The following is a 23,735-nucleotide window of genomic DNA, read 5'->3' on the forward strand; positions in this document are numbered from 1 at the left end:
TAAGATATGAGCAACAAAAATAATAACATTTCAGATACCAGGGATAGAGAAATCCGTCTGACACGCGAATTCGATGCTCCTCGCGAACTCGTATTTAAAGCTTTTACGAATCCGAAGCATATTGGTCAATGGTGGGGACCTGATGGTTTTTCTACCACTACTGAAAGTATGAGTTTTAAAGTAGGCGGCGAATGGATTTTTACCATGCATGGACCCGATGGAACTGATTATCCTAACCATATTGTTTACACAGATATAAAAAAGCCGAAATATTTAAAATATGATCACTATGGTCATAAAGATCAGGAGGGCGATCCACCGCATTTTAAATCAACCATTACTTTTGAAAATTTAGGAGAGAAAACAAAGATCGAGATGCAAATGTTCTTCCCCACTGCTGAAAAACGAAATGAAGCGGCTGAGTTTGGTGCCATAGAAGGAGGAAAGCAAACATTGAATCGATTAGCTGAATACCTTAAAGAACAGTCGGCCTCGTGACGCTCAACCGGAACTGAACCAAAGTATAAATACCGAATTAACCAAGAAAACTATGACAACCCTCGACCCAATTAAACATGATTACCAGCTTTTTTTGTCTAAATTACAGCTCCTGCTAACAGGATCCGGAATTAAATCGGGTCGGCCGACATTCCAATATGAAAGGGATCCAAAAGAAGAACAGTCATCGGATACGAATCAAGCTCTGCCGCGGGTAGGACGTGTCATTGTTTATATAGAGGAGAATCTAACCGAACAGCTCAGCCTTGAAAAGTTAGCGGAAGAAACACAACTCAGTAAATACCAGCTAATACGTCTATTCCGGAAAGAGCAAGATACTACTCCATGGAAATTTCTGATTGCCAAGAGAATTGAAAAAGTAAAGGAGCTCCTGAAAGAGGGAATGTCCCCTGGACAAGCTGCTGTTGAGGCCGGCTTTTACGATCAGAGTCACTTAAATAAGACCTTTCGGGAAAAAGTAGGACAGACGCCTAAAGAATACCAGGAGCAAAATTTTAAAAATCGAAATTAAACTGAAATTCCTGAATATGAATGGTGCTTAAGTTTTTGGAGCCTGACTTTTTCTTTTTTCTGCAATATTTTACAATACGTTCATTGAAAGATATTATAAGCTTGTATTCCATCTCGTTAATAAAACCTTAAACTATGGAACAAGAAAAAAAGAACCGCCTTCATAAATCAGTAACCGAACGACTCTTTAAGTCTCGCATTGTCATTATCAACGGGGAAATTACTCAAGAACTGGTGGGCCGAGTGGCCGGAGAGTTATTAGCCCTGGCATCAGAATCCGATGAGCCCATCACGTTGTTTATTCATTCACAGGGTGGCCACGTGGATTCCGGACATGCTATTTATGATGCTATTCGCTTCATTGATGCACGGGTCCGGATGGTTGGCAACGGATGGGTAGCCAGCGCCGGAGCTTTAATCTATGTGTCCGTTCCGCCCGAAGATCGCTACTGCCTGCCCAACACCCGCTTTTTACTACATCAACCGAGCGGAGGTGTGCAGGGTAGTGGAAGCGATATCGCTATTGAAGCAGAAGAAATCGTCAAAATGCGTCAACGGTTGAATGAAATTCTTGCGGAAGCAACAGGCCAACCTCTCGAAAAAGTACAGGACGATACCCAGAGAAACTTCTGGCTCACTGCAGAAGAGGCCAAAGAATACGGATTGGTGGGCTCCATTGTTGAACATATCTCAGAGGTAAAATAGACTAGTAACACCAATCGTTTTAACTGAAGTTGGGGTCCCTCCAACGATAAAAATTAATAAGCTAAGCCAACAGTTTTGAGATACCTTTGGTGCCTGGCGTTTTCAACGCATTGTAAAGCGGGTGGACCTAACTTGTAATGATTCGGAAAGTAAAATCGTCCTTAGAAATCGCTGGATAAATTTTCCAAATTTTAGGCTTTCAATTGTTGAATAATTCTTTTAGAATAGTTGTGTTTTAAAAGAATTTATTTTAAGTAATAATTGTAAAGTTTATGAGTAAGGGCTCTGCTTGCCTTGGCATATGTAGTATCTTATTGGGTATCTTAGCTTTGGCAGGATGTGAGGTCACAGATGTACCGGAAGGAGGACCTCTGAACGTCAGTTTTAAAGTGGAAAAAAGTAATTATGAGATTGGTTCTTCCATTAAAACCATACTCAAGAATGGCTCGGGGCTACGGATTACCTATAATCCCTGCTCCTCCACGCTAGTTCATAAAAATGAAGAAAGCTGGCAAGAAATGGACTCCTTTTTACTTTGTACCTATGATCTAAAAAGTCTTGCTCCCGGTGACTCAGCTTCGTATCATATCGATCTAACGGACAACATGAACTTGCCAGAAGGCGTTTATAAAGTCAGAACCAACATAGAGGCCCAAGAAGAAAAAACGATTGCCACCCAATCTTTTAAGGTTACCGTTAATTAACATTAACGGCTTGGGCCACCGCAAAACTATCTTCATAGAGCCGGTATCGGACAATTAGCCCGTTGCGCACCTCAAACTCAATGGCAAATTCGCTTTCAATAATTTGTCCTGTATCATTGACACGCGACTTTAAAGATCCCAGAGCTACGGCTTGTTCGTCATCCACCAGGGTTGAACGGACCGAAAAGTCAATGGGTTCGATCTTCGTACGCAGATCACGAATAAAATTTGTGACCCCAACCCGTCCTTTGCGACGCCCAACCCAAGGCACATCCTCTGTATTTCCGGGAATATAAAAATCTACACTCTTGCTGAACAAGGATGCAATGGATGCGGGATCTATGTTCGACCGTACAGCTTCCAGGTAAAGATTAACGACATTTTCTGTTACTTCAGTTTTTGTTTTTTGCTGCGAACTCTGCAATGAAGAATGAGGATATTGCTGGTTAATCATATTAGACAGAAAAGTTTAAATACTGATGACATTTAATTTCTACTCAGTTGGATATATTCGCATATTTTTGCTCTTCAGGCTTATCTTCCAAGCGAGTAATATCGTTCTTGTAGATCCGGAAGCGCGTTATTTCTCCATTATGAACCGTAAACTGGAAAGAAAACTCCTCATAAATAGCCTCACCCGTTTTGCGTTGTCGGGCTGTCAGCTTTGCTAATACAACGGCTTCTTCGCCATCTATATCCATGGATTTAATATTAAAGAAAATAGATTTCATCTTAATTTTTAGCTCCTGGACACAGTTTATCACTTTTTTATATCCGTCAGTCATAGCATTTGTCGGCTTATCATGGTCGGGTGAATAAAAGTTGACGTCCTTGCTAAACAATGAAGCGATGGTATCCGACTCAGCACCTGTATTCATCGCTTCAAAGTATTTTTCGATTACATAACGCGTTACATCGCTGGTTACTTTACGAATAAATGCTTTTTTAAACTCGTCAGTATAATTTTGAGCCTTCATAACATCACCATCTTAAGATATTTTCGTTACTGCTTCTTAACATTTTGCTGGTCCGCATACTGTTGATTACTTACCTGCCATCCTCCGCCTAACGAGCGGTAAATCCGAATCAAATCGGTGGCTACTTGAATCTCGCTAATGGCCAGCTGATCCTGGGCCTGCAACAATTGGCGTTCGGCATCCAGTACATCCAGGAAGCTGTCGATGCCCGCCTCATATCGCTGACGGGCGAGCTCGGCCGCTTTGGCACTGGATCGGGCTGCAGTAGTCAACCGGCGGCGCCGTTCTTCTTCCCGGCTGAAATCAGACATCGCAGTGGATACCTCCTCCAATGCCTGCAATATTACCTGCCTGTACGTGGCTAAGCGTGCTTCGGTTTCAGCGTCAGCCGCATCCACACGAGCATCAACCCGACCCAGGTCGAAAGCCGACCAACTAATAGAGGGACCCACTGCCGCGCTTAAGGCTCCGCCCGAGAAGAGGTCCCCGAACGTGGTAGCGATAAACCCGAGGTTCCCCAAAATACTTACGCGGGGAAAATAGTCAGCAGCCTGTACGTTATAACGGGCTACGGAAGCGGCCAGCTGTCGCTCCGCCTCCCTGATATCCGGGCGCCGCCGCAACATCTGTTCGGGCTTACCCACCGCAACCGACAGTGGAATGGAAGGCAGGGGTTGCTCTTCTTCCAACCAGCCATGTAATGTTGATGGAGCTTGCCCGGTAAGTACGCTCAGGCGGTTCATCACCTCTTGAACCTGCGCCTTGAGCGGTGGTATCGTGGATTTTGTGAGTTCCAGTTGTGCACGCGAGCGTGACACATCCAGCTCGGAACCACTGCCGTTTGTTTCAAGCTGCTTGCTCAATTCATAGGTCTCCTGCTGATTTTCAACATTTTGTTGGGCGACATCCAGCCGATGCTGGGCACCCCGCAATTGCATATAATTTAAAGCCACTTCAGAAGCTACGCTCACATAAGCTCCCCGCAGTTGAGCAGCACTCGCCTGATAAGTGGCTTTAGCTGCTTTTTTACGCTGGGAGACTCGTCCAAATAAATCCAGTTCCCAGGAAGCACTCAGACCGACGTCATACGTTTCAATGTTACGATCGGCGATTGGGACGCCGGATTTCTCGCTTTGCCGCTGCCAGCTATATCCACCTTCGGCCTGCACAATCGGAAACAGCTCAAAACCTTTTTCACGGAGCTGGGCCCGGGTCTGGCGCACATTGGCCACGGCCACGGCAATATTCAGGTTGTGATTGAGTGCCTGACTCACGAGTGAGTCCAACGTTTCATCCTCAAACCGGCTCCACCAGTCCTCTACCGGCTCGGCCACTTCAAATCGCTTGCTTTGCTCCAGCTCATACCGCTGCTGATCCGTCATCGAGGATGACGAAGGCTCTTGATAATTCCGCACGCTGCAAGAAGCTAAAAATATAGCAGCAGTGAGGATTAATACGATGTTACTGTTTTTGATTCGATACATATCAATTATTCTTCTGAAGTTGATGATTCAATAGCAGGGGTTGGAGGCCGGGTATTACGCTGATCTTTGGCCAAACTTCGCACCACCACATAGAAAACGGGGGTCAGAAATAAGCCCAGTAGTGTAACGCCCAACATACCGGCAAACTCGGTCAGGCCAATGGCAAATCGCATCTCCGATCCCGCGCCGGTAGATATCAGCAGAGGAATCATGCCAAGGATAAACGCAAAGGCGGTCATCAGGATGGGACGCAGGCGAATCTTAGCGGCCTGCACGGCAGCTTCCCATCGACCTACCTGCTGATTTTCTTCAATCTGTTTGGCAAATTCAACAATCAGAATCGCATTTTTACTGGCCAGTCCTACCAGCACAACCAAACCGATTTGTGTGAGCACATTCACATCCTGTCCCATCAGTCCCAGCCCAATAGCAGCCGAGAGCACACACATCGGGACGATGAGAACGATGGCCAGCGGCAGCAGCCAGCTTTCGTACTGAGCTGACAAGATCAGGAAGGCAAATACGACAGCCAGAATAAATACCAGGATCGCCATATTGCCAACCTGTTTTTCCTGGTAGGCCAGCTCCGTCCACTCATAGCTGATACCTTGCGGAAGGGTCTCGGCAGCAAGTTTCTCCATCTGGTCCAAGGCTTCGCCGGTACTGTAACCAGGCGCAGCTTCGCCACTCAGGGCTGCTGCAGGGAATAAGTTAAACCTGGGAACCCGCGGCGCGCCTGTAGTTTGATCTACATCCGAGACCGAGCCCAGGGGAACCATCCCACCCTGATCGTTGCGAACCCTCAGGTTAAGCAGGTCGGATGGTGTACTTCGATACGACGCATCCGCCTGTGCCGTAACCTGATAGGTGCGCCCCAAGTAGTTAAAGTCATTGACGTACGAAGATCCGACCATTAAATTCAGGGTTTGAAAAAGATCAGAAACATTCACGCCCAGTCGTTCGGCACGCTCTCGATCCACATCCAAAAATATTTTGGGAGTATTGGTGCCAAAGGTTCTGAAAGCATTGACGATAGCCGGATCCTGGTTGGCCGCCATTGCCAGTTTTTTCGTGGCTTCATCCAATGCCTTCGAGCCAACACCTGACCGGTCCTGGACCATCATTTTAAAGCCGCCGGCATTCCCAATACCCTGCACCGGTGGAGGTGGAATGACAAACACATTGGCCTCCTGGATTTGCGCGGCGGTCTGGTTCAACTGGCCGAGTAAAGGACCAAATCCAATGCCATGCTCCTCTCGATAAGAAAAATCTTCGAGCGGGAGGAAGATCACCGCTTCGTTTGGAGCATTGGTAAATGTGGCCCCGGATAAGCCGGTAAAGGCAATGGTGTTCTCTACCCCCTCAATGTCTAAAAACTTGTCGGTCGCCTGTTGTACCACCGCATCGGTACGATCCAGAGAAGCCCCCGGCGGAAGCTGCACAACCGTAATAAAATACCCCTGATCCTGGGGAGGGATAAATCCACCGGGCAGCCGGTTGAAGAGGAAAAAGGCCAGCCCAATCAATACCAGGTAGACCAGCAAGACCGATCGCTCCCGTCGGACGCCCTTCTCAACGACCGATGCATATTTCCCGGAGAGCCGGTCCATAAGGCTGTTGAACTTTCCAAACAGGTAGTCTACGGGTTTAAGCAGTCCTGAGCGCTTAACGTTCGACTCGTCTTTCAAAATCAGGGCACTTAAAGCCGGGGTGAGCGTCAGTGAAACCACCAGCGACCACAGCGTAGCCGTGGAAATCGTCAGGGCAAACTGGCGAAAAAACTGTCCGGAGATGCCCTCTAAGAAGGCCGTGGGAATAAACACACCCGCCAACACCAATACCATGGAGACCAGCGCCGCGCCGACTTCATCCATCGTTTTGTGGACCGCCTCCCGCGGGCTCATGCCTTCCTCGATATTGCGGGCAGCGTCTTCGACCACGACAATGGCATCATCCACCACAATACCGATAGCCAGCACGAGACCAAACAGCGTCAGGTTATTGAGCGAGAAGCCCAGCAAATTCATGATGGCAAAGGTCCCGATCAGCGAGATAGGGATAGCCAGGATGGGGATGATAGATGCCCGGAACGACTGCAAAAACAAAACGATGACGATAACCACCAAGATGATTGCTTCGATAATCGTGCGGTACACTTCATTCAAAGATTGCTCTACGTATTCGGTCGGATTGTACAATACCTTGTATTCCAGTCCGGCTGGAAAATCTTCCGAAAATTCCTCCATTCTCGCCAACACCTCATCTGCGGCTTCAATGGCGTTGGAACCGGGGCGCTGAAAGACACCCAGGGCTACTCCTGGATTCTTGCCCAGATAGCTGCGGGTAGTGTACGATTGGGCGCCGAGCTCAACCCGGGCGATGTCTTCCAACCGGACAATTCGCCCGTTTTCTTCTTTAACAATAACCTGCTCAAATTCCTCTTTTGATTCCAGTCGCCCTTGCGTCTGCACATTAATCCGGAAGGCTCCACCCTCCGCATTATTGGGCTCCTGGTTGAGGTTACCACTCGCTACCTGCACATTTTGAGCACGCAGAGCTCCCAACACATCACCGGAAGTAATATTCAGTGTCGTCATACGATCGGGATCAACCCATACACGCATGGCATACTCGCTACCCCCGAAGACCATCACATTACCAACGCCGTCGATACGAGACAGCTGGTCGCGGATGCGGAGGGTGGCATAATTTGAGATGTACAACTGGTCGTAACTCTTATCCGGTGACAGCAAATTTACCACCATCAAAAAGTTGGGCGAATTTTTTAAAGTAGTCACGCCCAGCTGGCGTGTCTGCTGTGGCAGTCGGGGCTCAGCGCGGGCTACCCGGTTTTGAACCTGTACCTGGGCATCATCAATATCGGTGCCCAGTTCAAAGGTTACGGTAATGGTCAGATTTCCATCATCCGTTGCCTGAGACTGCATGTAAATCATATTTTCCACCCCGTTGATCTCCTGCTCCAGGGGCGTAGCAACGACTTCTGAAACGGTCTTTGCGCTGGCACCCGGCAGAGAGGCTCGTATCTCAATTGTGGGGGGAACGATATCCGGATATTGATTGACCGGCAGTGAAAAATAAGATAATGTTCCGATAATGATTATGACCAGCGAAAGTACGGTGGCAAGAATCGGGCGATCTGTAAAAATATGCGGAAGTTTCATCGTTGTTGATCCTCTGCAACAAGTGCAATTTCATCTTGATTAATATTCACTGTTTGTCCCGGGCGCACTTTACTTGCTCCGTTGATAATGACACGATCGGCTTTGGTAAGACCCCGTTCTATAATCCTCAGATTATTATGCAGCGAACCGGTTTCCACAACTTTGCGGCTTACCTTGCTGCTGTCATCAACCGTAAGCACAAAGCGCTGCGACTGATCGCTGGCAATAGCCTTGTCAGGGACCAGCAACTCGCGGTGCCGGCCCGTCGCCGAAAAACGGGCCTTGGCAAACATTCCGGGCGTCAACTGTAAGCTATCATTGGGAAAGATCGCCCGTACCAGAAGCGTTCCGGTGCTTTGATCAATTTCATTGTCGATAAAGTCTATCTTTCCCTGATGGGTGAATTGCTCTTCGCCCAGTAGTTTGGCCTGCATCCACTGACCACTATCCTGAATAGTCGCCAGATTACTTTTAAATGATTGATTTTTCATATAAGAAATCAGCTTATTTTCACTGGTTTCGAAAGTGAAGTAAATGGGGTCAAAAGAGACAATCCTTGTAAGCAACGTAGCCGAGGAAAGTCCTCCGCTCACGAGATTACCCACACTGACAAAGTTCTCACTTATTCTGCCGGAAACGGGCGCTTTGACTTCCGTAAACTCAAGGTCGAGCTCGGCAGAATGAACCGAAGCCTCGGCCGAAGAAACGGCAGACTGGGCCGACAGAAACTCTTGGTTTCTACGGTCAATCAATTCCTGAGAAACCGCACCGCTTGCCCGGAGGTTCTGGGCTCGCTCCAATTCTTTCTGGGCAAGCTCCAGTCGTGTCTGGGCGCTTTCAAGATCGGCTTGCGCCTGCTCCAGCGCAATTTTGTACGGACGTTGGTCGATGACAAAAAGTACATCACCTTTTTCTATCAGCTGACCATCCTCAAATTTTATCTCTTCCAGATATCCATCGACCCGGGCACGAACTTCAACACGTTCAACCGCCCGAAAACGGCCGGTGAATTCATCATACTGTGTCACAGCTTCCTCCAGCGGAGCACTAACGGTTACCGTGGGTGGAGGAGGAGTGGCCTGCTGTCCTTCTGAACTGCTACAGCTGTTCGCCATGACAACAATTGCCACTCCAACAAGAACAAATTGTAATTTGGATAAGATTGAATTTTTCATAGTGAAACTCTCTGTTGATGTTTTTCTGCTGTAAAACGGCATGAGCTTTAAGATTATCAATTAAAAAAGTGTGCAGGCAACAAACTATTGCCGCCAATTATGTGTTCGAACAATATATGTTGCAACAAACTTTGTTTCAACACATAATTATTTTTTATGTCTATTGGGGTCATTGTAAAAATTGATGAAGGGCTATTTTGTCCAGTTCGTGACTTCTATTTTTGTATTAACCTATCCTTAAAAAAGTGAAGAGCACTCTCTCGGTTAATACAGCGGTTGGTTAACTACTCTACAAAATTTATCGACTGGATCTCACAGGAAGGAAAGGGAAGAAAGAATGGATAAACAAAATTAAAAACTGTGGAAACCTGAACCTTTTAAGCTGATTTTTCAAGTGCTTTACTTCGGGTCATCTCTTTACTTATTTTTTTGCAGAAATCAGACATAATATCACACTCTTCTTCGGTAAAAAGTTGCCCCATACGTTCCAGGTAACCAATATAAGCTTCACGTGCTTTGTCAAAGATAGCGATACCTTTATCAGTAATTTTGGCAATTGAAACGCGGGCATCTTTTTCGCAACGGTAGCGGGTTACATATCCTTCATCTTCCAGGCGGTCAATCAGGCGGGTTACATCAGGACAGGTATCCACCAGGCCGTCGATAATTTCTCCTCTGGAGCGACCTTCCGGATGGGCTTCTTTCAGGATATACAAGACGCCCAGTTGTGATCGGCTGATCCCAAAATCGGAGGAGATGGAATCCAGATCATGCCGAATAGAACAAGCTGCCTCCAATAAATTATGGATGGTTTCTCGTTCTACCTTGGTCGATTCGCTATTTTTTATAAATTGCCCCATATGCACTGAGTCTGTTTAGAATAAATACTACTTAATATTAAACTATTTTTCAATGCTAATCATTTCGTCACTTACGCTGGATTCGTTAAACGCCATTTAAGCGATAAATATTGCTTTCAACGTATCCAAAGCCGGTTAATACCCTATTTTGCCTTCATCATCATAAACCACAATCGTAGTATCTCCTAGGACTATTCTTCAAAACGATCGTAAATCTGCTGCTGTTTTTCTTTTAATAACTGGGTAAAGTGTCGGATATATGACGGAGTGTGCTGATCTTTCAGTGTAGCGATTTTCCACTTTCGTAAAAGTCCTTGTCTTGTCAATGGCAGGTAGCTTAATGCTGTGTGGTTCAGGTGATTACTGGCCATCCAGTAGGGCATAACGGTGACACCAAGATCGGCCCGTACCATCTCCAAAGCGGCTCCGGTCAGCTGTACATAAGTAATATTTGCAGGCGTGATATTATATCTTTTTAGAACTTTCTGGTTCAGCGTACTGGACTCAAAATTTTTGGAGTGGGTGATCAGCGTCTCCTCTTTAAAATCGCTGGGAAGAACGACCTCCTTCTCACTGAACGGGTGATCGGCATTAAAAATAGTGACCAACTCATCATCCAGTAGCTTTGTATACCGGATATTCGAATCTTTAACCGCCTCATGCACCAGTGCCACATCCAGTTCTCCTTCCAAAAGATTTTTTATCGTTGACGTATCACTGTCCGTCTTAATTTCTATCTCTACTTTGGGATACCGCTTATTAAACGCCTTAATGATGGGTGGCAGCCAGTGATAGGAGGTATAACATTCGGTGCTCAGGCGAATCAAACCCGATTCTCCATCCATCAGTTGAGCAATTTCTCTTCTCGTTTTGCTGAGTTCATCCAGAATTTTTCGGGCAGATTCCAGTACCTTTTCCCCGGCCTGTGTCAATACAAGCTTCTTGTTAATCCGATTGAAAACCGATGCGCCCAACTCTTCTTCCAGCTTTCGCAACTGGTGGCTGAGCGCAGATTGTGACAGATGCAGTTGCTCTGCTGCACCGGTAAGGCTTCCTTCCTCGGAAACAGCTTTGACTAATTTTAGGTGGCGTAACTCCATGAGTTCAACATTTGATCGCTTACCTATTAATTATTTTCAACCAAAATATAAAAACAATTCATTTTATTCATACATATGCGACTGATATCATGTTATCAGAAACAAAACCGATTGCCGGGTGACACTCTGGCAAAAATGAAATCGTCGTTACAATGCCAAAATTCAACAACTCTGATAACCGAACAGAAGCTGCTGAAGTAAAGATTAACAACAGAGAGAAAGCTCCTAATAGCGATAACGCCGCTAACTGCAAGTCGTTATCGGATGGTTGCTCAATAACTAAATTACCAGTGTTCTCTTATGAAAGCTTAGCCCGATTGAAGTAGTGCATAACAGACAGCTATAATCCTAAAATTTACCTAAAACACCCATGGAAAACGTTTTTATCATCAATGGAGGGCAAAAATTTGCTCATGCCAAAGGAAAATTCAATCGGACAATTACAGATGTTACAGCCTCATTTTTTACCGAAATTGAAGGCTGTAACGTCATTGTCACTCATACCGACGAGCCCTATGACCCGGAGGACGAAGTCGACAAATTTATTGATGCTGATATCATCATCTACCACACGCCCATTTATTGGTTTCAACTTCCTCACGGACTTAAAAAATATTTTGATGTGGTATTCCGCGAGGGGCACTACAACGGCATCTGGACCAACGATGGGCGTTCGTCAAAAAATCCAGAGATCAATTACGGCACAGGCGGACTTTTAACGGATAAAAAATACATGCTCACCACCAGCTGGAATGCCCCGAAAGGCGCCTTCACCATTCCCGACGAATTTTTTATGCAAAAAGGTGTGGATGAAGGTCCGATGTTTGGATTTCATCGAATGAACGCTTACCTCGGTATGGAAAAATTGGAAAGTTTCCACTTTCATGACATTGTTAAAAATGGGGAGATGGAAACCTTTAAAAAAGAATACAAAATCCATCTAAAACATACCTTTGCTGCCCAACATGCCGCAATTAGTTAGTCGCGTTAGCCCCAGATAATTGCATCCGGTAATCGGTAGGACTTTCTCCGCTATACTTTTTAAAAAACTTGTTCAAATGACTCGCATCGAAAAAGCCAAAATCCATTGCAATTTCATTGATGGAGTCTTGGCTATAGCGGAGCCGCTGTTCAATTAATTTGTACCGATATTCACCAATATAATCACTCAGGGTTGTGCCAACATTTCGCTTAAAATACGATCCGATATAGTTTTGGGATAAATAAAATTGATTGGCCATATTTTCTGTATTCAAAGCATCAGGATCATGAATATTGCATTCTATGTAGTACAGTATAGATTCTATTTTTGAGGTATCATCCTCCCCAGAAATTTTATGAGGCCGTGATTGATTGCGCTTGATCAGCGTCAGTATCACTGAGAATAGTTGAAAAATGGTTTCTTTATACCGCTTTGCAGACCGGCGACATTCCATGGATATCATCTCCATTAGCTTACGGGTCATCGCTATGTCCTCGGCAGAATTAATGAGGCTCCCGTGGGATATTTGTGACTTTCGAAGAAGCAGGTCTATCTCTCGATTCCAGTGTTCGGGCACCTGAAATGTATTGTTGGAAACATATAGCTGTGTGAACTTGAAGTAGATAAAACGCGTGGTTTAATCGACTTTAAACTCATGAAAATCTTCTGGCCGGAGCAAGAAAAGATCTCCACTCGTATAATCCATTTTATGCTCATCAACAATATGCTTTCCGCTCCCATACATGATGAAGATAATTTCAAAATGGTTATGCCGGTGTTTCGGGTGATCCCAGTTATCCGTCTCAAAATCTTCAATGATGAAAGGATCAAACTGTACGTATCGCTTCATTTTGCTGTCTATTTACAAAAGGATATCAAAATTATACAACGGTCGGCATTTCCTCGCGCCGTTTATTGAGGTACGACACTGCGTGGTGACAGTTTTAATCAGAATCTGCAAACAAAACTTACATAAAAATGGATTCACAATCTGACAACAATATGGAGTATCGAAATCTTGGCGCGTCGGGACTGAAAGTGCCTGCCCTGAGCTTTGGAGCCGGAACCTTTGGCGGACGGGGACCGCTGTTCAGTCACTGGGGCGATACTACTGTAGCCGAAGCACGCAAGTTAATCGACATCTGCCTGGAGGCGGGTGTAAATTTATTTGATACGGCGGACGTCTATTCTAATGGGGCTTCAGAAGAAATCCTGGGCCAAGCTCTTAAAGGGCGACGCGATCAACTCATGATCTCCACCAAAACAACCCTGCCCATGAGTGAAGGTCCCAATGATGCCGGGCCCTCACGATCTCGTTTGCTCCGAGCCGTAGATGCTTCCCTGAGTCGCCTCCAAACCGACTACATCGATCTGCTACAGATCCACGCTTTTGATGCAAAAACCCCGATCAAAGAAGTCCTTGCCACGCTTGATGGTCTGATTCGCGCCGGCAAAGTGCGCTATGTGGGTGTCTCTAACTTCTCGGGCTGGCAGCTGATGAAATCACTTGCCATCTCAGAGAAGTACGGTTACCCGCGCTATGTTGTCAACCAAAGCTATTACTCACTTGTGGGACGAGATTATGAGTGGGAACTCATGCCGCTGGGCCAAGATCAAGGTGTTGGCGCGATGGTCTGGAGTCCGCTGGGCTGGGGACGTCTGACCGGTAAAATCCGCCGCGACCAGCCGCTACCTGAAAAAAGCCGCCTGCATAAGACTGCCGATGCCGGGCCCCCTGTCGATGAGGAGTTATTGTATGATGTGGTTGATGTTATGGATGAAATTGCGGAAGAGACGGGCAAGTCGATTCCGCAAATTGCCATCAACTGGTTACTTCAACGACCCACGGTTTCATCAATAATTATCGGTGCCCGAAATGAAAAACAGCTGCGAGATAATCTCGGGGCAGTCGGCTGGAATCTTACTTCCGACCAGGTATCCCGGCTGGATAAAGTCAGCAAGAAAACAGCCGCTTATCCCTACTGGCCCTACCGGCGACAGGAAGGATTTAGGCAGCTTAATCCGCCGTTAGTCTAACCTCCCATCAAAATTCAATAAAATCATTTATCCTATGAGTAGCGATTCCAATATTCTATTTACTTCTCATTCATTAGGACCTTACGAAACAAAAAACCGAATTGTGATGCCGCCCATGACTCGTTCTCGGGCAGGCAAAGGCAATATCCCAACTGATCTGATGGCTCGTTATTATCAACAGCGAGCAGATGCCGGTCTGGTTATAACCGAAGGTACACAAATCAGTCATAGGCTTGCTTTTTGGGTATAGCATTCATTGAATTTATGTTCAGCTACCCCAATAAACCGCCATTTCTTACCAAATGTTAAAAGAAAAGACTGCTCTGGTCTTTATCTTGGTAGTGTCATTTTAATTCTAAGCTAACCAACACTATGGAAGGTAAACCAAACAAAGTGCTCCTCACCGGGGTTACCGGATTCTTGGGATCACACACGACTATTCAACTGCTGGAAAAAGGATATGAAGTCACCGGCACACTGCGAAGTATGGACCGGGCGAAAAGTATCAAAAAGATAATCGGCCGGCATACTTCGCATATGGACCGTTTGCATTTCGCCAAAGCCGATCTGACAGATGACCAGGTTTGGGATACGCTAATGCCCGGCATGGATTTCGTTCAACATATCGCCTCTCCTTTTCCACGAGAGCTCCCGGACCACGAAGACGACCTGATCATCCCGGCCAAAAACGGTGCCCTAAATGTACTCAAAGCCGCGGCGGACCATAATGTAAAAAGAGTGGTGCTCACTTCATCAATCGGTTCCATTGTTTACGGCAGGACGAACGGTAATCGTGGCGGTATGTATTCCGAATCTGACTGGACGAACATCCAAAATACAGAGGATACAACCCCTTACTTTCGCAGCAAAACCATCGCCGAAAAGGCCGCCTGGCAATTCATGGAACAAGATCGCAGTGAAATGGAACTGGCAACCGTCTGTCCGGGCGCTATACTCGGGCCGGTACTAGAGAAGGATTTCGGAACCTCAGCCAATATCATCATAAAAGTGATGGATGGCAGCATGCCTGCCCTGCCCAACCTCGGCTTTGACATTGTGGATGTACGATCTGTTTCCGACCTGCAGATCCGGGCGATGGAACACCCTGAAGCTGCCAACGAACGCTTTATTGGCTCGGCTGGGTTTCTAAAATTAAAAGAGATAGCCGATATGCTACGGCAGGAGTATCCTGACAAAAAAATCCCAAAACGGACACTGCCTAACTTCTTAGTTCAACTGTTCTCCTATTTTGATGCTTCACTCCAGCCGGTGCTCATCGATCTGGGAGTGGAACGAAAAGTTGATCACTCGAAAGCTAAAAATTTGTTAGGTTGGGAGCCGTTACCCAACCGCAAAGCCGTACTCTCCTGTGCCAAAAGCATCAACAAGTTGGAACTGGCATAAATCTTATTGCTAATAACTATGGAAAACCTGATTAACGCCCTGAGCTTTGGAGGCATTCTATCTGATGGAGCGCTGGAATATGTAGCGGGATTCTTTGAAGCCAAGATCTACAATCCGGGCGATCATTTCCTGTCCATCGGCAAGAGGTCCAACCGTATTGGTTTTGTGGATGAAGGAATTTTTCGGGCCTATACCGTTGGGGGTGATGTGGAGGAAGCAACGAAATACTTTATTCGAAAAAACCAGTTTGCTGTAGAAATCGAAAGTTTTTACGAGAATGAACCCAGCAGTTCCGCCATCCAGGCTGTGACGCAAAGCAAGACCTTGGTTATTCAGCGCAGAACCTGGCACAGGCTCTGTGAGGAAGTCCCAAAGCTTTACATTCTCACTAAAAGTTTAACCGAGGCGGCGCTCCTTAACAAAATAAAGGATAATGAATTCCTGCATTTTGGCTCTGCCAAAGATAAATACCTCGAATTCATAAACAGATATCCCAATCTGGCTGTGAAAGTCCCTCAGCAATACATCGCTTCCTACCTGCAAATTACCCCGCAATCCCTCAGCAGAATACGTCGGGAATTAGCATGAGGCTTATAACTGCTTATCTATCCACTGATTCTTCGAGCGCTGTCGTCCATTTACAAAGAAACTATAATATTTCATACCGTTCTTGCCCGGTATTTCATCAGTAACCCTTTAATGATCAGGCTACAGATAGTCAATTAAGATGCACTTATAGCCGCTCCACGGCCCATAAAATACCATTTGAAACCATGTTTAAAAATTCTTCCTGCCGGTATATCTCGTTATGATGTCCCAATGTAGTGGCAAAAACTCGTGTTTGTGTACTATCAACTTCGTGGGTCCAGGTAACGGGTTGATAGGTTCCTGTTTCTTCGCCATAAGCTCGCGCCAGCAGGGTGATATCTCCCCATATTTTCTCGGCAATAAAAACTTCATCCTCCGGGATAGCAAACGTTTTGGGCAGGCCTTTCATAATGGGATGGTCGGGAGCCATATTTTCAATCTCCGGTCTACTTTCATCTTCCGAAACCATCGATTGGTAGCCCATAAACGTAAACCAGGGATCGGCAGGCTGGGCATAGCGGTAACTCTGGATTGCTGCGTGAACAAGCACCGCTGGCGTACCCCTGTGCTCTTCAACGAACCGAGCCAGAAAATCGCCATCCCGCATACGGGCAAAGCCTGTGTTATGGACTACTACGTCGTATTGATCCGCCCAATTGGCCTGCTCGAATATTGATACTTTATGCGCAGGACTTCCCTCACCTTCATGGATAACCGTCCATTCGATCTGGCTGCCCAGCCGCTTTTTGATGCCTTCTGTGAGTAGTTTTTCCTGGGCTTCATAATCATGCCAGCCACCACCTGTAATAAGTAGCGCTTTTATCGGAGAGTCCTGACTATTCGCTGAAGGTGCTGTTGCCATTAAAAAAAACAGTACCAGCAAAGACAAAAGAAGAGAGCTGTTATTCATTTCTACTAAAAGTGTTTCTATACAAGTGGTTATACATGTTTATGTAATAGAAGGGGTGATAGCCTTCCACTTAATCTACGATGATTCGGGCAAAATTCAATCATTTTTAATTGTGATAATATACCATTTATAGGTTTGTTTGAAATAGTAAAAGATTAAATGGTGAATAAAAATTAAATTCTGAACTTAGCCCTTAATTGCTTGAGAAGTGATGAGGGATCAAAGAAGGTATCAACTGTTTAACTCCTTAGGCTACAGCATGTTTCATTTAAATTTTCTCGGATTATGTTTCTGTTTGTAAGAGCCCTCCTCAATATCGTCCAAGATAGAACGGTGTTTGGGATTCCAACCCAGCAATTTTCGTGCCTTATCGGCATTGATCCGACTGTTGGCTCCAAAAGCAAAATGGGCGGCTTCAGGCCCCCATCGATCGATAGCCTCATCAATGGAAATAGACGTGGTTTCATCGCCCAAATCCAACATACGGCCAATAGCTTGGGCAATATCTTTGAGGGATGCTTCTCCATTCTCAGCATAAAAGAATGATCCAGCCGGTGCTTGCTCCATGGCCAACAAATAAAGATCGACCAGATCATCGATATGCACATGCGACCACCTGTTTGCTCCTTTGCCAATGTGAGCACCCTGCTGCTTTTCTTTGGCTAACTCAATCAGCCAGGGCACCTGTATGCTTTCTTTTTTAATACCCAGTCCTTGGCCATAAATCATAGGTGGACATATTGCAATTGGCCGCATCCCCCTTGCTGCATAGGATAGCACCGACCGGTTGATAGCGACGCGCCCTTTTTTCTCAATAGCCGGCGAAAGGGGCATATCCTCATGGTATTCAATATCAGATTTTTCGCCACGGCTCCTGGATCCCACCAAGCTTGAGCCTGTAGTGTGGATTAAGGTTTTTTCTGTCCCTCTCAGGGCTTCCAAAATCGTTGCTACAACAAACGGGTTGTCAGCATCCGCGGCATTCACGACGGCATCGAGATTTTGGACCTGCTTCCGTATCGTTTCAACTTCATTAATTGAGCCTGTTACCGCATTTATTCCTTGTTTTTCAACCGCTGGAACATCGTCAGCGGATCGTACTAAGCCGGTTATCTTATATCCATTTTCGAGCAGCCGGTGAGCAATAGATCCACCGATATACCCGGTTACGCCGGTGACAAAAATATCTTTAATATCCATAATCTGATAGTTTTGAGTTCATTATCATTTGTTCAAAACTATCAGCTGACGCTGAAGGCTGCGTAGTAATTTTGGGGGTAGTTATGGTAAAAAAACAGGCGATCAGGATTGGGCCTAAACAATTTCTGAGGGAAGCCTGTCTTGGTATTTCTGGAATGTCTTATTCAAGTGACTGACATCTGTAAAACCAAGTTGAGCGGCTATTTCAGAGATTGTCAGATTCGTATATTTGAGCTTTGATTCAGCCAACTTCAGTTTATAAGTAAGCACATATTGTTTAAAAGACGTGCCAAAATTCTTCCTGAAATATTCACTGAAGTAATTGGGAGAGATAGCAAACTGCTCTGACAAATGAGTTACCGACATTTTATCGGAATCCAAAATGTGATAGTTAATATAATTCAACAAATCTGTGCTTTTGTCGCTCTTTTCTTGTGCCTGTTGATTGGTCGACTGCTCATTCAAAATATTTCTTGCCACAATATTCAACAACGTAAATAGCAGTGCTTTTAAATTTAGGCTCGAAAACTTTCCTGAACGGTCTTCTTCATCCAAAATTACATCAAACAGGCTCTGGATTGTATCCCTATCTTTATCAATGGTGATGATATTTGGTTTCTGGTGATGATTCCCTGACAAGATGAATTCAATATTGCTGAACCATTCCGTTATTTCGAGTACGTCTTGACGATTTTTATCAAAAAAAGCTTTCTGGAGTTTTATGAAGTGGAGTACTGAATACTCATTAAGCGTAATGGCATTTTTCTCACTTGGTAAATGCAGGAATAGATCTCCGGCCTCAAAAGGAATGGAATAATTGCCAACGGTTCTGCTGCCACTGCCAGTCTCTACAAAAACGAGCTCAAAAAAAGCATTAGACTGCGGCGGACATTCGATATAGTCCGTCTTATAACTTTCGATCTTTACCGGCTGGAATATGACTCTCTTCATCCGGAAACACTAAAAGTTGGGATTTCTACTCTATCGCTTTAATGACCGAATCCAACAAGTCTGGAAACCGCTTGTCAAGCTCTTCACTCCTCAATGAAGCAAAGCGCTGCTTTCCTTCAGCACACATCATAATGATGCCGGATTCGCGTAATATTTTGAGGTGATAGGATTTTGTAGAGGTCGCCACATCTACCTTAATTTCTCCGCAACTTTGGTCAGGCTGGGCGGCCAAACTTTTCACGATCTCCAATCGAACGGGATCACTCAATGCATAGAGCACCGAAGCGAGGGTGACGGTATCGATATTTGGATGTACTAATTTTCTCATAACCCTTAAAATAAGATTTTGGCTCTTTATCTTCTAATATTTTATATTTCGACAAACGTAAAACTATAAAAATAAATACCGTCTTAATTTTAATTCAATAAATTTCCCCATCATTATGCTTAACCAAGAACTTGTTGACGCAGTTAAAAAACTCATACAAAATGCAACGCGTTATAACATTGAAGCGCTAGATGCCATCTATCATGACGACCTGCGCATAGCAAAAATGGAGTCGAATCAAGAAATACGTGTCATGGATAAGGGCGAAAACATCGCATTGTTTAAATCCAAAAAAGAAGCGGGCGATGATCCTCTGAGCACCGAATCTACCTTCCGGTATGCTCATGCCTCGGGGCCCGTGGGACATGTGGCGGTGGAGCGCCGAATGAAGCTCCATGACCAAGAAGAGCACTTGTTGTTTAATCTTGTCCTGCGAAAGGTTGATGAGGAGTGGAAAATTGTTAGTGAGTTTGCAATCCCACTAGACAGTGAAGGATAAAGCATATCATCTCATAAAATAATGAACACCGAAAATCTCTTATGAAGGATCAATCAGTAGATTTCAAAAATAAAGTCATCATTATAACCGGAGGCAGCTCTGGCATCGGCCAGGCTGCTGCCTTTCAGTTCGCTGATCAAGGAGCCAAGGTACTTATCACCGGCCGACGGCCCGGTCCGCTTGAGGAAACGGCCAGTCAACATCAAAATATTAAAAGCTTGCAAGCAGATGCGGGCAACCCTGAAGATACTCCGAAAACAATTAAGCGAGCCGTTGAACTTTGGGATCGGATAGATGTACTGGTCAACAATGCCGGAGCAGGCTTTCCTATGTCTCTTGAAGAATCTACAGCGGATGACGTCAACGACATTTTTACCACAAACGTAACTGGTCCTACTCTTTTGGCCAAAGAAGCGCTTCCCCACCTTAAAATAAGTGAAGGGAGCATCATCAATATATCCAGTACATTTGGGCATAAAGCAAGTGCGGGGATAGGTCATTATGCGGCGAGTAAGGCCGCCCTTGAGCACCTGACCCGCTGCTGGGCTTTAGAATTAGCCCCCGAAAATATACGGGTCAACACCATTGCACCGGGGCCGACCGAGACCGCTGCACTGGAGCAAATGATGGGGCTTTCAAAAAAAGAAGCCGAAGCTGTAAAAGAACAAGAGCGCAACACAATTCCACTGGGACGGCGTGGTAATCCGGAGGAGGTAGCCCACTGGATTCTTTCTCTGGCTAACCCTGCTTCATCCTGGATTACCGGACAAACTATTACCGTAGACGGCGGTTTTGATATAGCCTGAATCTATAATCTCTTCCATCTTTTGAATTGAGGCAAAGACCTGATTATAGAAACTTACTAAATGATTGAAAGCGAATAATCCTTGCAAACAATTTGGCCGCATGTTATTCAAACTGGTCGGGCCGAATAGATAACAGCTTTACTTTTTAGAGATGCACACTTTAATGTCACGTTTTAGGCTTTGGGATTGTCTTATTATATAGAGCTCTCTTTTTAAATAACTGTTTCCAAGATGGAGAATTATCAGAATGTATTATTTCCCTACGCTTATAATATTCTCGGATCCCGGACCCTCGCTCAGGATGCTATCCAAGAGGTTATGGCGAAGTATTTTTCCGGATCTACTTCGGAAGTGAATAATCCCGAAGCTTATCTGAAACGGGCCGTCATCAATCAATCCATTAATCTTAAGAAGAAAAACCAAAAAACGATTTCTTCTGAGGAGGTGTGGCTGCCCGAGCCGGTGGCAACGGATCATACCGACAAAAATATTATCCAGGAGAACATTCTTTCTTACTCTCTGCTGTTTTTGCTGGAGCAGCTGAATCCCAAAGAGCGCGCCGTGTTTATCCTCAAAGAGGCTTTTGCCTACAAGCATAAAGAGATTGCAGAAGTGCTTTCCTGTTCCGTGCCCTATTCGAGGAAGCTGTTGAGCCGGGCACGGTCGAAGGTCCGGGGTGCCGATCAAAGTTCTGCCACAATCCCCCAAGCCGATGCTCCTGCAGTACAGATTGATAAATATCTCACAGCTATTCGAAATCGCGATCTGGAGACGTTGCAATCGCTGCTTTCCGAAGATGTGGCGCTTTATGCAGATGGGGGTGAAGCGGTAAAAGTGGTACAACATATCTGCAATGGCAGACCAGATGTTTCGGACCTGTTGATGTATGTCTACCAAAAATTCCAGCAGTCACAGATTGTTCAATCAGCTATCGTCAATCACCAGCCGGCCTTGCTCTTTTATGAAGATCAGCTGCTCAAAGCTTGCCAGGTCTATCATTTTGATAGGAACGGTCAACGGATTAAGCGTATCTGTAATATTTTGGATCCGGAAAAATTAAAAAATATCGATTAGTTCTGGTTTGCTGTCACGTTTTGAGGAGCTGGGTTGTCTTAATAGTAGAAGTCAATCATAAACCTTCAAAACACAATACAATGGACGAACGAATTTCATATCAGGATCTCAATCCCAATCTTTTGAATAGTGTTAATCGGGTTAACCAGTACCTGGCACAATCAGATTTGGATCCCAAACTAAGAGAATTGATAAATTATCGTGTTTCGCAAATCAATGGCTGCGCTTTTTGCTTGGATATGCATCACAAGGAACTCATACATATGGGAGAAGAGGAGTTACGGTTACACTCGTTACCAGCCTGGCAGGAATGCCCATTTTACACCAGGAAAGAAAAAGCAGCCCTGGCTTTTGCAGAAGCCGTTACCAATGCCAATAAGATGGATGTTGGTGACAATATCTACGATCAACTGAAGGAGTTTTTCTCCGAATCTGAAATTGCGGACCTGACGCTGGCTGTTACCCAAATTAACGTCTGGAACCGGGTTAACAAGGTATTCCGGCCCACGCCCGGTAATTACGAAGTAGGGCAGTTTGGATAATCAGCGGGTCTTGTTAGATCGGTTCTATTCAGCTGATCCACTTAACTTTTCATGAACTTCAGGCCTGTCAAAAAATTTGGCAGGCTTGATTTTTAATATAAAAGACAGTACCAACCATAGTTAGTCCCTCCGTTGAATGTGTATTAAAATATACTGAACTTGCTTTACCTAATAGAGGATTTTGCAAAACCCTCCAATATCAAATTAATCGTTATGAGACCTAACCATGTAGGAAGTGTTATTTGGATCATCGGAATTGGTTTGCTTTTCCAGGCCTGCTCTCTATTTGGCACCGATGCTTCAGGAGATATTCTTTCCGATCAGGCCGGAACGCTATTGTGGAGTGGCTCTCCCGCTGCTGATGGAGCTGGCATGTTATTTAAGACAGAAGATGAAACATACTACGGAGTGCCCGGCACCCGGGAAGACTATGCTGACTATTTTCCTGAAAATAAAAATCAGATTCAAATTATAGCCGATATTAAGCGTACCGGTGAGAAAACCGTGAGGGGCTGGGGCGTGGAGTATCCTGAGATTAAAATATTAAGAATAAAAGGGTTACAGGATCCCGAATAATGGAATAGCTAAACAATTACACAATAAAGAGTAAAAGATAACGGATGAAGACGCAATATTTTACCGCTACAACCGTGAATGGCTACATCGCAGACGATAATCATTCACTTGACTGGCTTTTCCAGTTTGAGAAAATAGAAAGTATGGAAGGCCAATATCCCCAATTCATTAGCCAAGTAGGTGCTATTGCCATGGGCTCTACGACCTATGAATGGATACTGGAATATGAAAACCTGTCAGAAAATCCGGATAAATGGCCCTACGATATGCCCACGTGGGTCTTTAGTCGGCGTAATTTGCCTGCTGTTGAGGGAGCAGATATCCGTTTTGTCCAGGGCGAGGTTGCACCCGTCCATGAAAAAATGGTGGAAGAAGCTGACGGAAAGAATGTCTGGCTCGTCGGTGGCGGTGATTTGGTCGGACAGTTTCATGATCAAGCCCTGCTCGACGAGATTATCCTCAGCGTGGCCCCTGTTATGCTTGACACAGGAGCCCCGTTATTGCCGCGCGAGATCACCACGCCACCTCTGAAATTAGTAGATGTACAAAAGCATGGCGATGTGTTTGCGGTTTTAACATATAAAGTGCAAAAAAAGCCCAAGTGATAGGCATCCTGCCAAAG

27 protein-coding genes and 1 pseudogene are annotated in these 23,735 nt (G+C 45.3%); 15 read left to right on the forward strand and 13 right to left on the reverse strand.

The features are described 5' to 3' along the window. Positions 1-6 precede the first annotated feature (6 nt). The 4 genes from J6I44_RS01685 to J6I44_RS01700 all read left to right on the forward strand — a co-directional run bounded on the left by J6I44_RS01685 (position 7) and on the right by J6I44_RS01700 (position 2,438). A complete protein-coding gene (locus J6I44_RS01685; protein WP_265764205.1) occupies positions 7-498 on the forward strand; it encodes an SRPBCC family protein in 492 nt (163 codons plus the stop codon). Positions 499-550: 52 nt separating this feature from the next. Continuing rightward, positions 551-1,030: a helix-turn-helix domain-containing protein gene (locus J6I44_RS01690; RefSeq protein ID WP_265764206.1), complete on the forward strand. Its 480-nt coding sequence runs from the start codon at positions 551-553 to the stop codon at positions 1,028-1,030. A gap of 134 nt (positions 1,031-1,164) precedes the next feature. Continuing rightward, positions 1,165-1,734: an ATP-dependent Clp protease proteolytic subunit gene (locus tag J6I44_RS01695; protein ID WP_265764207.1), complete on the forward strand. Its 570-nt coding sequence runs from the start codon at positions 1,165-1,167 to the stop codon at positions 1,732-1,734. Between the two features lie 272 nt (positions 1,735-2,006). Further along, positions 2,007-2,438 carry an immunoglobulin-like domain-containing protein gene (locus J6I44_RS01700; protein WP_265764208.1) on the forward strand — a complete coding sequence of 144 codons (432 nt, stop codon included), beginning with the start codon at positions 2,007-2,009 and terminating at the stop codon, positions 2,436-2,438. On the opposite strand, the gene J6I44_RS01705 is transcribed toward J6I44_RS01700, so the two are convergent. The 7 genes from J6I44_RS01705 to J6I44_RS01735 all read right to left on the reverse strand — a co-directional run bounded on the left by J6I44_RS01705 (position 2,431) and on the right by J6I44_RS01735 (position 11,216). Further along, a complete protein-coding gene (locus tag J6I44_RS01705; protein ID WP_265764209.1) occupies positions 2,431-2,892 on the reverse strand; it encodes a nuclear transport factor 2 family protein in 462 nt (153 codons plus the stop codon). The genes J6I44_RS01700 and J6I44_RS01705 overlap by 8 nt on opposite strands. A 43-nt stretch (positions 2,893-2,935) precedes the next feature. Continuing rightward, complete coding sequence (locus J6I44_RS01710) at positions 2,936-3,415, reverse strand: nuclear transport factor 2 family protein (RefSeq protein WP_265764210.1); 480 nt, start codon at positions 3,413-3,415, stop codon at positions 2,936-2,938. A 26-nt stretch (positions 3,416-3,441) separates the two neighbouring features. Continuing rightward, positions 3,442-4,899 carry an efflux transporter outer membrane subunit gene (locus tag J6I44_RS01715; protein WP_265764211.1) on the reverse strand — a complete coding sequence of 486 codons (1,458 nt, stop codon included), beginning with the start codon at positions 4,897-4,899 and terminating at the stop codon, positions 3,442-3,444. Between the two features lie 5 nt (positions 4,900-4,904). Beyond that, the gene (locus J6I44_RS01720; RefSeq protein ID WP_265764212.1) at positions 4,905-8,081 is read right to left on the reverse strand and encodes an efflux RND transporter permease subunit; all 3,177 of its coding nucleotides are present in this window, start codon (positions 8,079-8,081) and stop codon (positions 4,905-4,907) included. Then, positions 8,078-9,256: an efflux RND transporter periplasmic adaptor subunit gene (locus tag J6I44_RS01725; protein WP_265764213.1), complete on the reverse strand. Its 1,179-nt coding sequence runs from the start codon at positions 9,254-9,256 to the stop codon at positions 8,078-8,080. The genes J6I44_RS01720 and J6I44_RS01725 overlap by 4 nt, the downstream gene beginning before the upstream one ends. A gap of 377 nt (positions 9,257-9,633) precedes the next feature. Further along, a complete protein-coding gene (locus J6I44_RS01730) occupies positions 9,634-10,116 on the reverse strand; it encodes a MarR family winged helix-turn-helix transcriptional regulator (RefSeq protein WP_265764214.1) in 483 nt (160 codons plus the stop codon). 191 nt (positions 10,117-10,307) lie between these two features. Next, positions 10,308-11,216, reverse strand: a complete 909-nt coding sequence (locus J6I44_RS01735) for a LysR family transcriptional regulator (protein ID WP_265764215.1) — start codon at positions 11,214-11,216, stop codon at positions 10,308-10,310. Positions 11,217-11,586: 370 nt separating this feature from the next. On the opposite strand from J6I44_RS01735, the gene J6I44_RS01740 reads away from it, so the two are divergent. After that, positions 11,587-12,198: an NAD(P)H-dependent oxidoreductase gene (locus tag J6I44_RS01740; RefSeq protein WP_265764216.1), complete on the forward strand. Its 612-nt coding sequence runs from the start codon at positions 11,587-11,589 to the stop codon at positions 12,196-12,198. On the opposite strand, the gene J6I44_RS20745 is transcribed toward J6I44_RS01740, so the two are convergent. Both J6I44_RS20745 and J6I44_RS01750 read right to left on the reverse strand, forming a co-directional pair. Then, positions 12,191-12,775: an AraC family transcriptional regulator gene (locus J6I44_RS20745; protein WP_265764217.1), complete on the reverse strand. Its 585-nt coding sequence runs from the start codon at positions 12,773-12,775 to the stop codon at positions 12,191-12,193. The two genes, J6I44_RS01740 and J6I44_RS20745, sit on opposite strands and share 8 nt — an antisense overlap. 60 nt (positions 12,776-12,835) lie before the next feature. Then, positions 12,836-13,048 (reverse strand): AraC family ligand binding domain-containing protein, encoded by a 213-nt coding sequence (locus tag J6I44_RS01750; protein ID WP_265764218.1) that lies wholly within the window; start codon positions 13,046-13,048, stop codon positions 12,836-12,838. A 152-nt stretch (positions 13,049-13,200) separates the two neighbouring features. Between J6I44_RS01750 and J6I44_RS01755 the strand changes: the two genes are divergently transcribed. The 4 genes and pseudogenes from J6I44_RS01755 (at position 13,201) to J6I44_RS01770 (ending at position 16,227) form a co-directional block, all read left to right on the forward strand. Further along, positions 13,201-14,235: an aldo/keto reductase gene (locus tag J6I44_RS01755; RefSeq protein ID WP_350356665.1), complete on the forward strand. Its 1,035-nt coding sequence runs from the start codon at positions 13,201-13,203 to the stop codon at positions 14,233-14,235. A 52-nt stretch (positions 14,236-14,287) separates the two neighbouring features. Next, a pseudogene (locus J6I44_RS01760) lies at positions 14,288-14,467 on the forward strand (oxidoreductase); the annotation flags it as partial. Positions 14,468-14,607: 140 nt separating this feature from the next. Further along, on the forward strand, positions 14,608-15,639 hold the full coding sequence (locus J6I44_RS01765) for an SDR family oxidoreductase (RefSeq protein ID WP_265764221.1): 1,032 nt from the start codon (positions 14,608-14,610) through the stop codon (positions 15,637-15,639). Between the two features lie 18 nt (positions 15,640-15,657). Then, positions 15,658-16,227, forward strand: coding sequence for a Crp/Fnr family transcriptional regulator (locus tag J6I44_RS01770; RefSeq protein WP_265764222.1), 570 nt, complete (start codon positions 15,658-15,660; stop codon positions 16,225-16,227). Between the two features lie 145 nt (positions 16,228-16,372). Here J6I44_RS01770 and J6I44_RS01775 read toward each other — a convergent pair whose 3' ends face one another. The 4 genes from J6I44_RS01775 to J6I44_RS01790 all read right to left on the reverse strand — a co-directional run bounded on the left by J6I44_RS01775 (position 16,373) and on the right by J6I44_RS01790 (position 19,616). Then, positions 16,373-17,089 (reverse strand): ThuA domain-containing protein, encoded by a 717-nt coding sequence (locus J6I44_RS01775; protein ID WP_265764223.1) that lies wholly within the window; start codon positions 17,087-17,089, stop codon positions 16,373-16,375. Positions 17,090-17,401: 312 nt separating this feature from the next. Beyond that, positions 17,402-18,337, reverse strand: a complete 936-nt coding sequence (locus J6I44_RS01780) for an NAD-dependent epimerase/dehydratase family protein (protein ID WP_265764224.1) — start codon at positions 18,335-18,337, stop codon at positions 17,402-17,404. Between the two features lie 114 nt (positions 18,338-18,451). After that, a complete protein-coding gene (locus J6I44_RS01785) occupies positions 18,452-19,288 on the reverse strand; it encodes an AraC family transcriptional regulator (protein ID WP_265764225.1) in 837 nt (278 codons plus the stop codon). A gap of 25 nt (positions 19,289-19,313) precedes the next feature. Beyond that, positions 19,314-19,616 carry an ArsR/SmtB family transcription factor gene (locus tag J6I44_RS01790; protein WP_265764226.1) on the reverse strand — a complete coding sequence of 101 codons (303 nt, stop codon included), beginning with the start codon at positions 19,614-19,616 and terminating at the stop codon, positions 19,314-19,316. Between the two features lie 115 nt (positions 19,617-19,731). Between J6I44_RS01790 and J6I44_RS01795 the strand changes: the two genes are divergently transcribed. The 6 genes from J6I44_RS01795 (at position 19,732) to J6I44_RS01820 (ending at position 23,718) form a co-directional block, all read left to right on the forward strand. Then, positions 19,732-20,115: a nuclear transport factor 2 family protein gene (locus J6I44_RS01795; protein WP_265764227.1), complete on the forward strand. Its 384-nt coding sequence runs from the start codon at positions 19,732-19,734 to the stop codon at positions 20,113-20,115. Positions 20,116-20,156: 41 nt separating this feature from the next. Then, on the forward strand, positions 20,157-20,921 hold the full coding sequence (locus J6I44_RS01800; protein ID WP_265764228.1) for an SDR family NAD(P)-dependent oxidoreductase: 765 nt from the start codon (positions 20,157-20,159) through the stop codon (positions 20,919-20,921). 231 nt (positions 20,922-21,152) lie between these two features. Continuing rightward, the gene (locus J6I44_RS01805) at positions 21,153-21,995 is read left to right on the forward strand and encodes a sigma-70 family RNA polymerase sigma factor (RefSeq protein WP_265764229.1); all 843 of its coding nucleotides are present in this window, start codon (positions 21,153-21,155) and stop codon (positions 21,993-21,995) included. A gap of 80 nt (positions 21,996-22,075) precedes the next feature. Next, positions 22,076-22,537, forward strand: coding sequence for a carboxymuconolactone decarboxylase family protein (locus tag J6I44_RS01810; RefSeq protein ID WP_265764230.1), 462 nt, complete (start codon positions 22,076-22,078; stop codon positions 22,535-22,537). 213 nt (positions 22,538-22,750) lie between these two features. Next, positions 22,751-23,113: a hypothetical protein gene (locus J6I44_RS01815; protein ID WP_265764231.1), complete on the forward strand. Its 363-nt coding sequence runs from the start codon at positions 22,751-22,753 to the stop codon at positions 23,111-23,113. Positions 23,114-23,157: 44 nt separating this feature from the next. Continuing rightward, positions 23,158-23,718 (forward strand): dihydrofolate reductase family protein, encoded by a 561-nt coding sequence (locus tag J6I44_RS01820; protein ID WP_265764232.1) that lies wholly within the window; start codon positions 23,158-23,160, stop codon positions 23,716-23,718. Positions 23,719-23,735 lie beyond the last annotated feature (17 nt).

Source organism: Fodinibius salsisoli, assembly GCF_026229185.1.
GTDB lineage: Bacteria > Bacteroidota > Rhodothermia > Balneolales > Balneolaceae > Fodinibius > Fodinibius salsisoli.

What these genes read in the sequence shown, in the direction of transcription:
- J6I44_RS01795 (WP_265764227.1), top strand. Translation starts at nt 19,732, where the DNA reads ATGCTTAACCAAGAACTTGTTGACGCAGTTAAAAAACTCATACAAAAT.
- J6I44_RS01725 (WP_265764213.1), bottom strand. Translation starts at nt 9,256, where the DNA reads ATGAAAAATTCAATCTTATCCAAATTACAATTTGTTCTTGTTGGAGTG.
- J6I44_RS01805 (WP_265764229.1), top strand. Translation starts at nt 21,153, where the DNA reads ATGGAGAATTATCAGAATGTATTATTTCCCTACGCTTATAATATTCTC.
- J6I44_RS01765 (WP_265764221.1), top strand. Translation starts at nt 14,608, where the DNA reads ATGGAAGGTAAACCAAACAAAGTGCTCCTCACCGGGGTTACCGGATTC.
- J6I44_RS01770 (WP_265764222.1), top strand. Translation starts at nt 15,658, where the DNA reads ATGGAAAACCTGATTAACGCCCTGAGCTTTGGAGGCATTCTATCTGAT.
- J6I44_RS01685 (WP_265764205.1), top strand. Translation starts at nt 7, where the DNA reads ATGAGCAACAAAAATAATAACATTTCAGATACCAGGGATAGAGAAATC.
- J6I44_RS01695 (WP_265764207.1), top strand. Translation starts at nt 1,165, where the DNA reads ATGGAACAAGAAAAAAAGAACCGCCTTCATAAATCAGTAACCGAACGA.
- J6I44_RS01715 (WP_265764211.1), bottom strand. Translation starts at nt 4,899, where the DNA reads ATGTATCGAATCAAAAACAGTAACATCGTATTAATCCTCACTGCTGCT.
- J6I44_RS01710 (WP_265764210.1), bottom strand. Translation starts at nt 3,415, where the DNA reads ATGAAGGCTCAAAATTATACTGACGAGTTTAAAAAAGCATTTATTCGT.
- J6I44_RS01800 (WP_265764228.1), top strand. Translation starts at nt 20,157, where the DNA reads ATGAAGGATCAATCAGTAGATTTCAAAAATAAAGTCATCATTATAACC.
- J6I44_RS01810 (WP_265764230.1), top strand. Translation starts at nt 22,076, where the DNA reads ATGGACGAACGAATTTCATATCAGGATCTCAATCCCAATCTTTTGAAT.
- J6I44_RS01705 (WP_265764209.1), bottom strand. Translation starts at nt 2,892, where the DNA reads ATGATTAACCAGCAATATCCTCATTCTTCATTGCAGAGTTCGCAGCAA.
- J6I44_RS01815 (WP_265764231.1), top strand. Translation starts at nt 22,751, where the DNA reads ATGAGACCTAACCATGTAGGAAGTGTTATTTGGATCATCGGAATTGGT.
- J6I44_RS01740 (WP_265764216.1), top strand. Translation starts at nt 11,587, where the DNA reads ATGGAAAACGTTTTTATCATCAATGGAGGGCAAAAATTTGCTCATGCC.
- J6I44_RS01720 (WP_265764212.1), bottom strand. Translation starts at nt 8,081, where the DNA reads ATGAAACTTCCGCATATTTTTACAGATCGCCCGATTCTTGCCACCGTA.
- J6I44_RS01790 (WP_265764226.1), bottom strand. Translation starts at nt 19,616, where the DNA reads ATGAGAAAATTAGTACATCCAAATATCGATACCGTCACCCTCGCTTCG.
- J6I44_RS01750 (WP_265764218.1), bottom strand. Translation starts at nt 13,048, where the DNA reads ATGAAGCGATACGTACAGTTTGATCCTTTCATCATTGAAGATTTTGAG.
- J6I44_RS01775 (WP_265764223.1), bottom strand. Translation starts at nt 17,089, where the DNA reads ATGGCAACAGCACCTTCAGCGAATAGTCAGGACTCTCCGATAAAAGCG.
- J6I44_RS01735 (WP_265764215.1), bottom strand. Translation starts at nt 11,216, where the DNA reads ATGGAGTTACGCCACCTAAAATTAGTCAAAGCTGTTTCCGAGGAAGGA.
- J6I44_RS01780 (WP_265764224.1), bottom strand. Translation starts at nt 18,337, where the DNA reads ATGGATATTAAAGATATTTTTGTCACCGGCGTAACCGGGTATATCGGT.
- J6I44_RS01730 (WP_265764214.1), bottom strand. Translation starts at nt 10,116, where the DNA reads ATGGGGCAATTTATAAAAAATAGCGAATCGACCAAGGTAGAACGAGAA.
- J6I44_RS01755 (WP_350356665.1), top strand. Translation starts at nt 13,201, where the DNA reads ATGGAGTATCGAAATCTTGGCGCGTCGGGACTGAAAGTGCCTGCCCTG.
- J6I44_RS01690 (WP_265764206.1), top strand. Translation starts at nt 551, where the DNA reads ATGACAACCCTCGACCCAATTAAACATGATTACCAGCTTTTTTTGTCT.
- J6I44_RS01785 (WP_265764225.1), bottom strand. Translation starts at nt 19,288, where the DNA reads ATGAAGAGAGTCATATTCCAGCCGGTAAAGATCGAAAGTTATAAGACG.
- J6I44_RS01700 (WP_265764208.1), top strand. Translation starts at nt 2,007, where the DNA reads ATGAGTAAGGGCTCTGCTTGCCTTGGCATATGTAGTATCTTATTGGGT.
- J6I44_RS01820 (WP_265764232.1), top strand. Translation starts at nt 23,158, where the DNA reads ATGAAGACGCAATATTTTACCGCTACAACCGTGAATGGCTACATCGCA.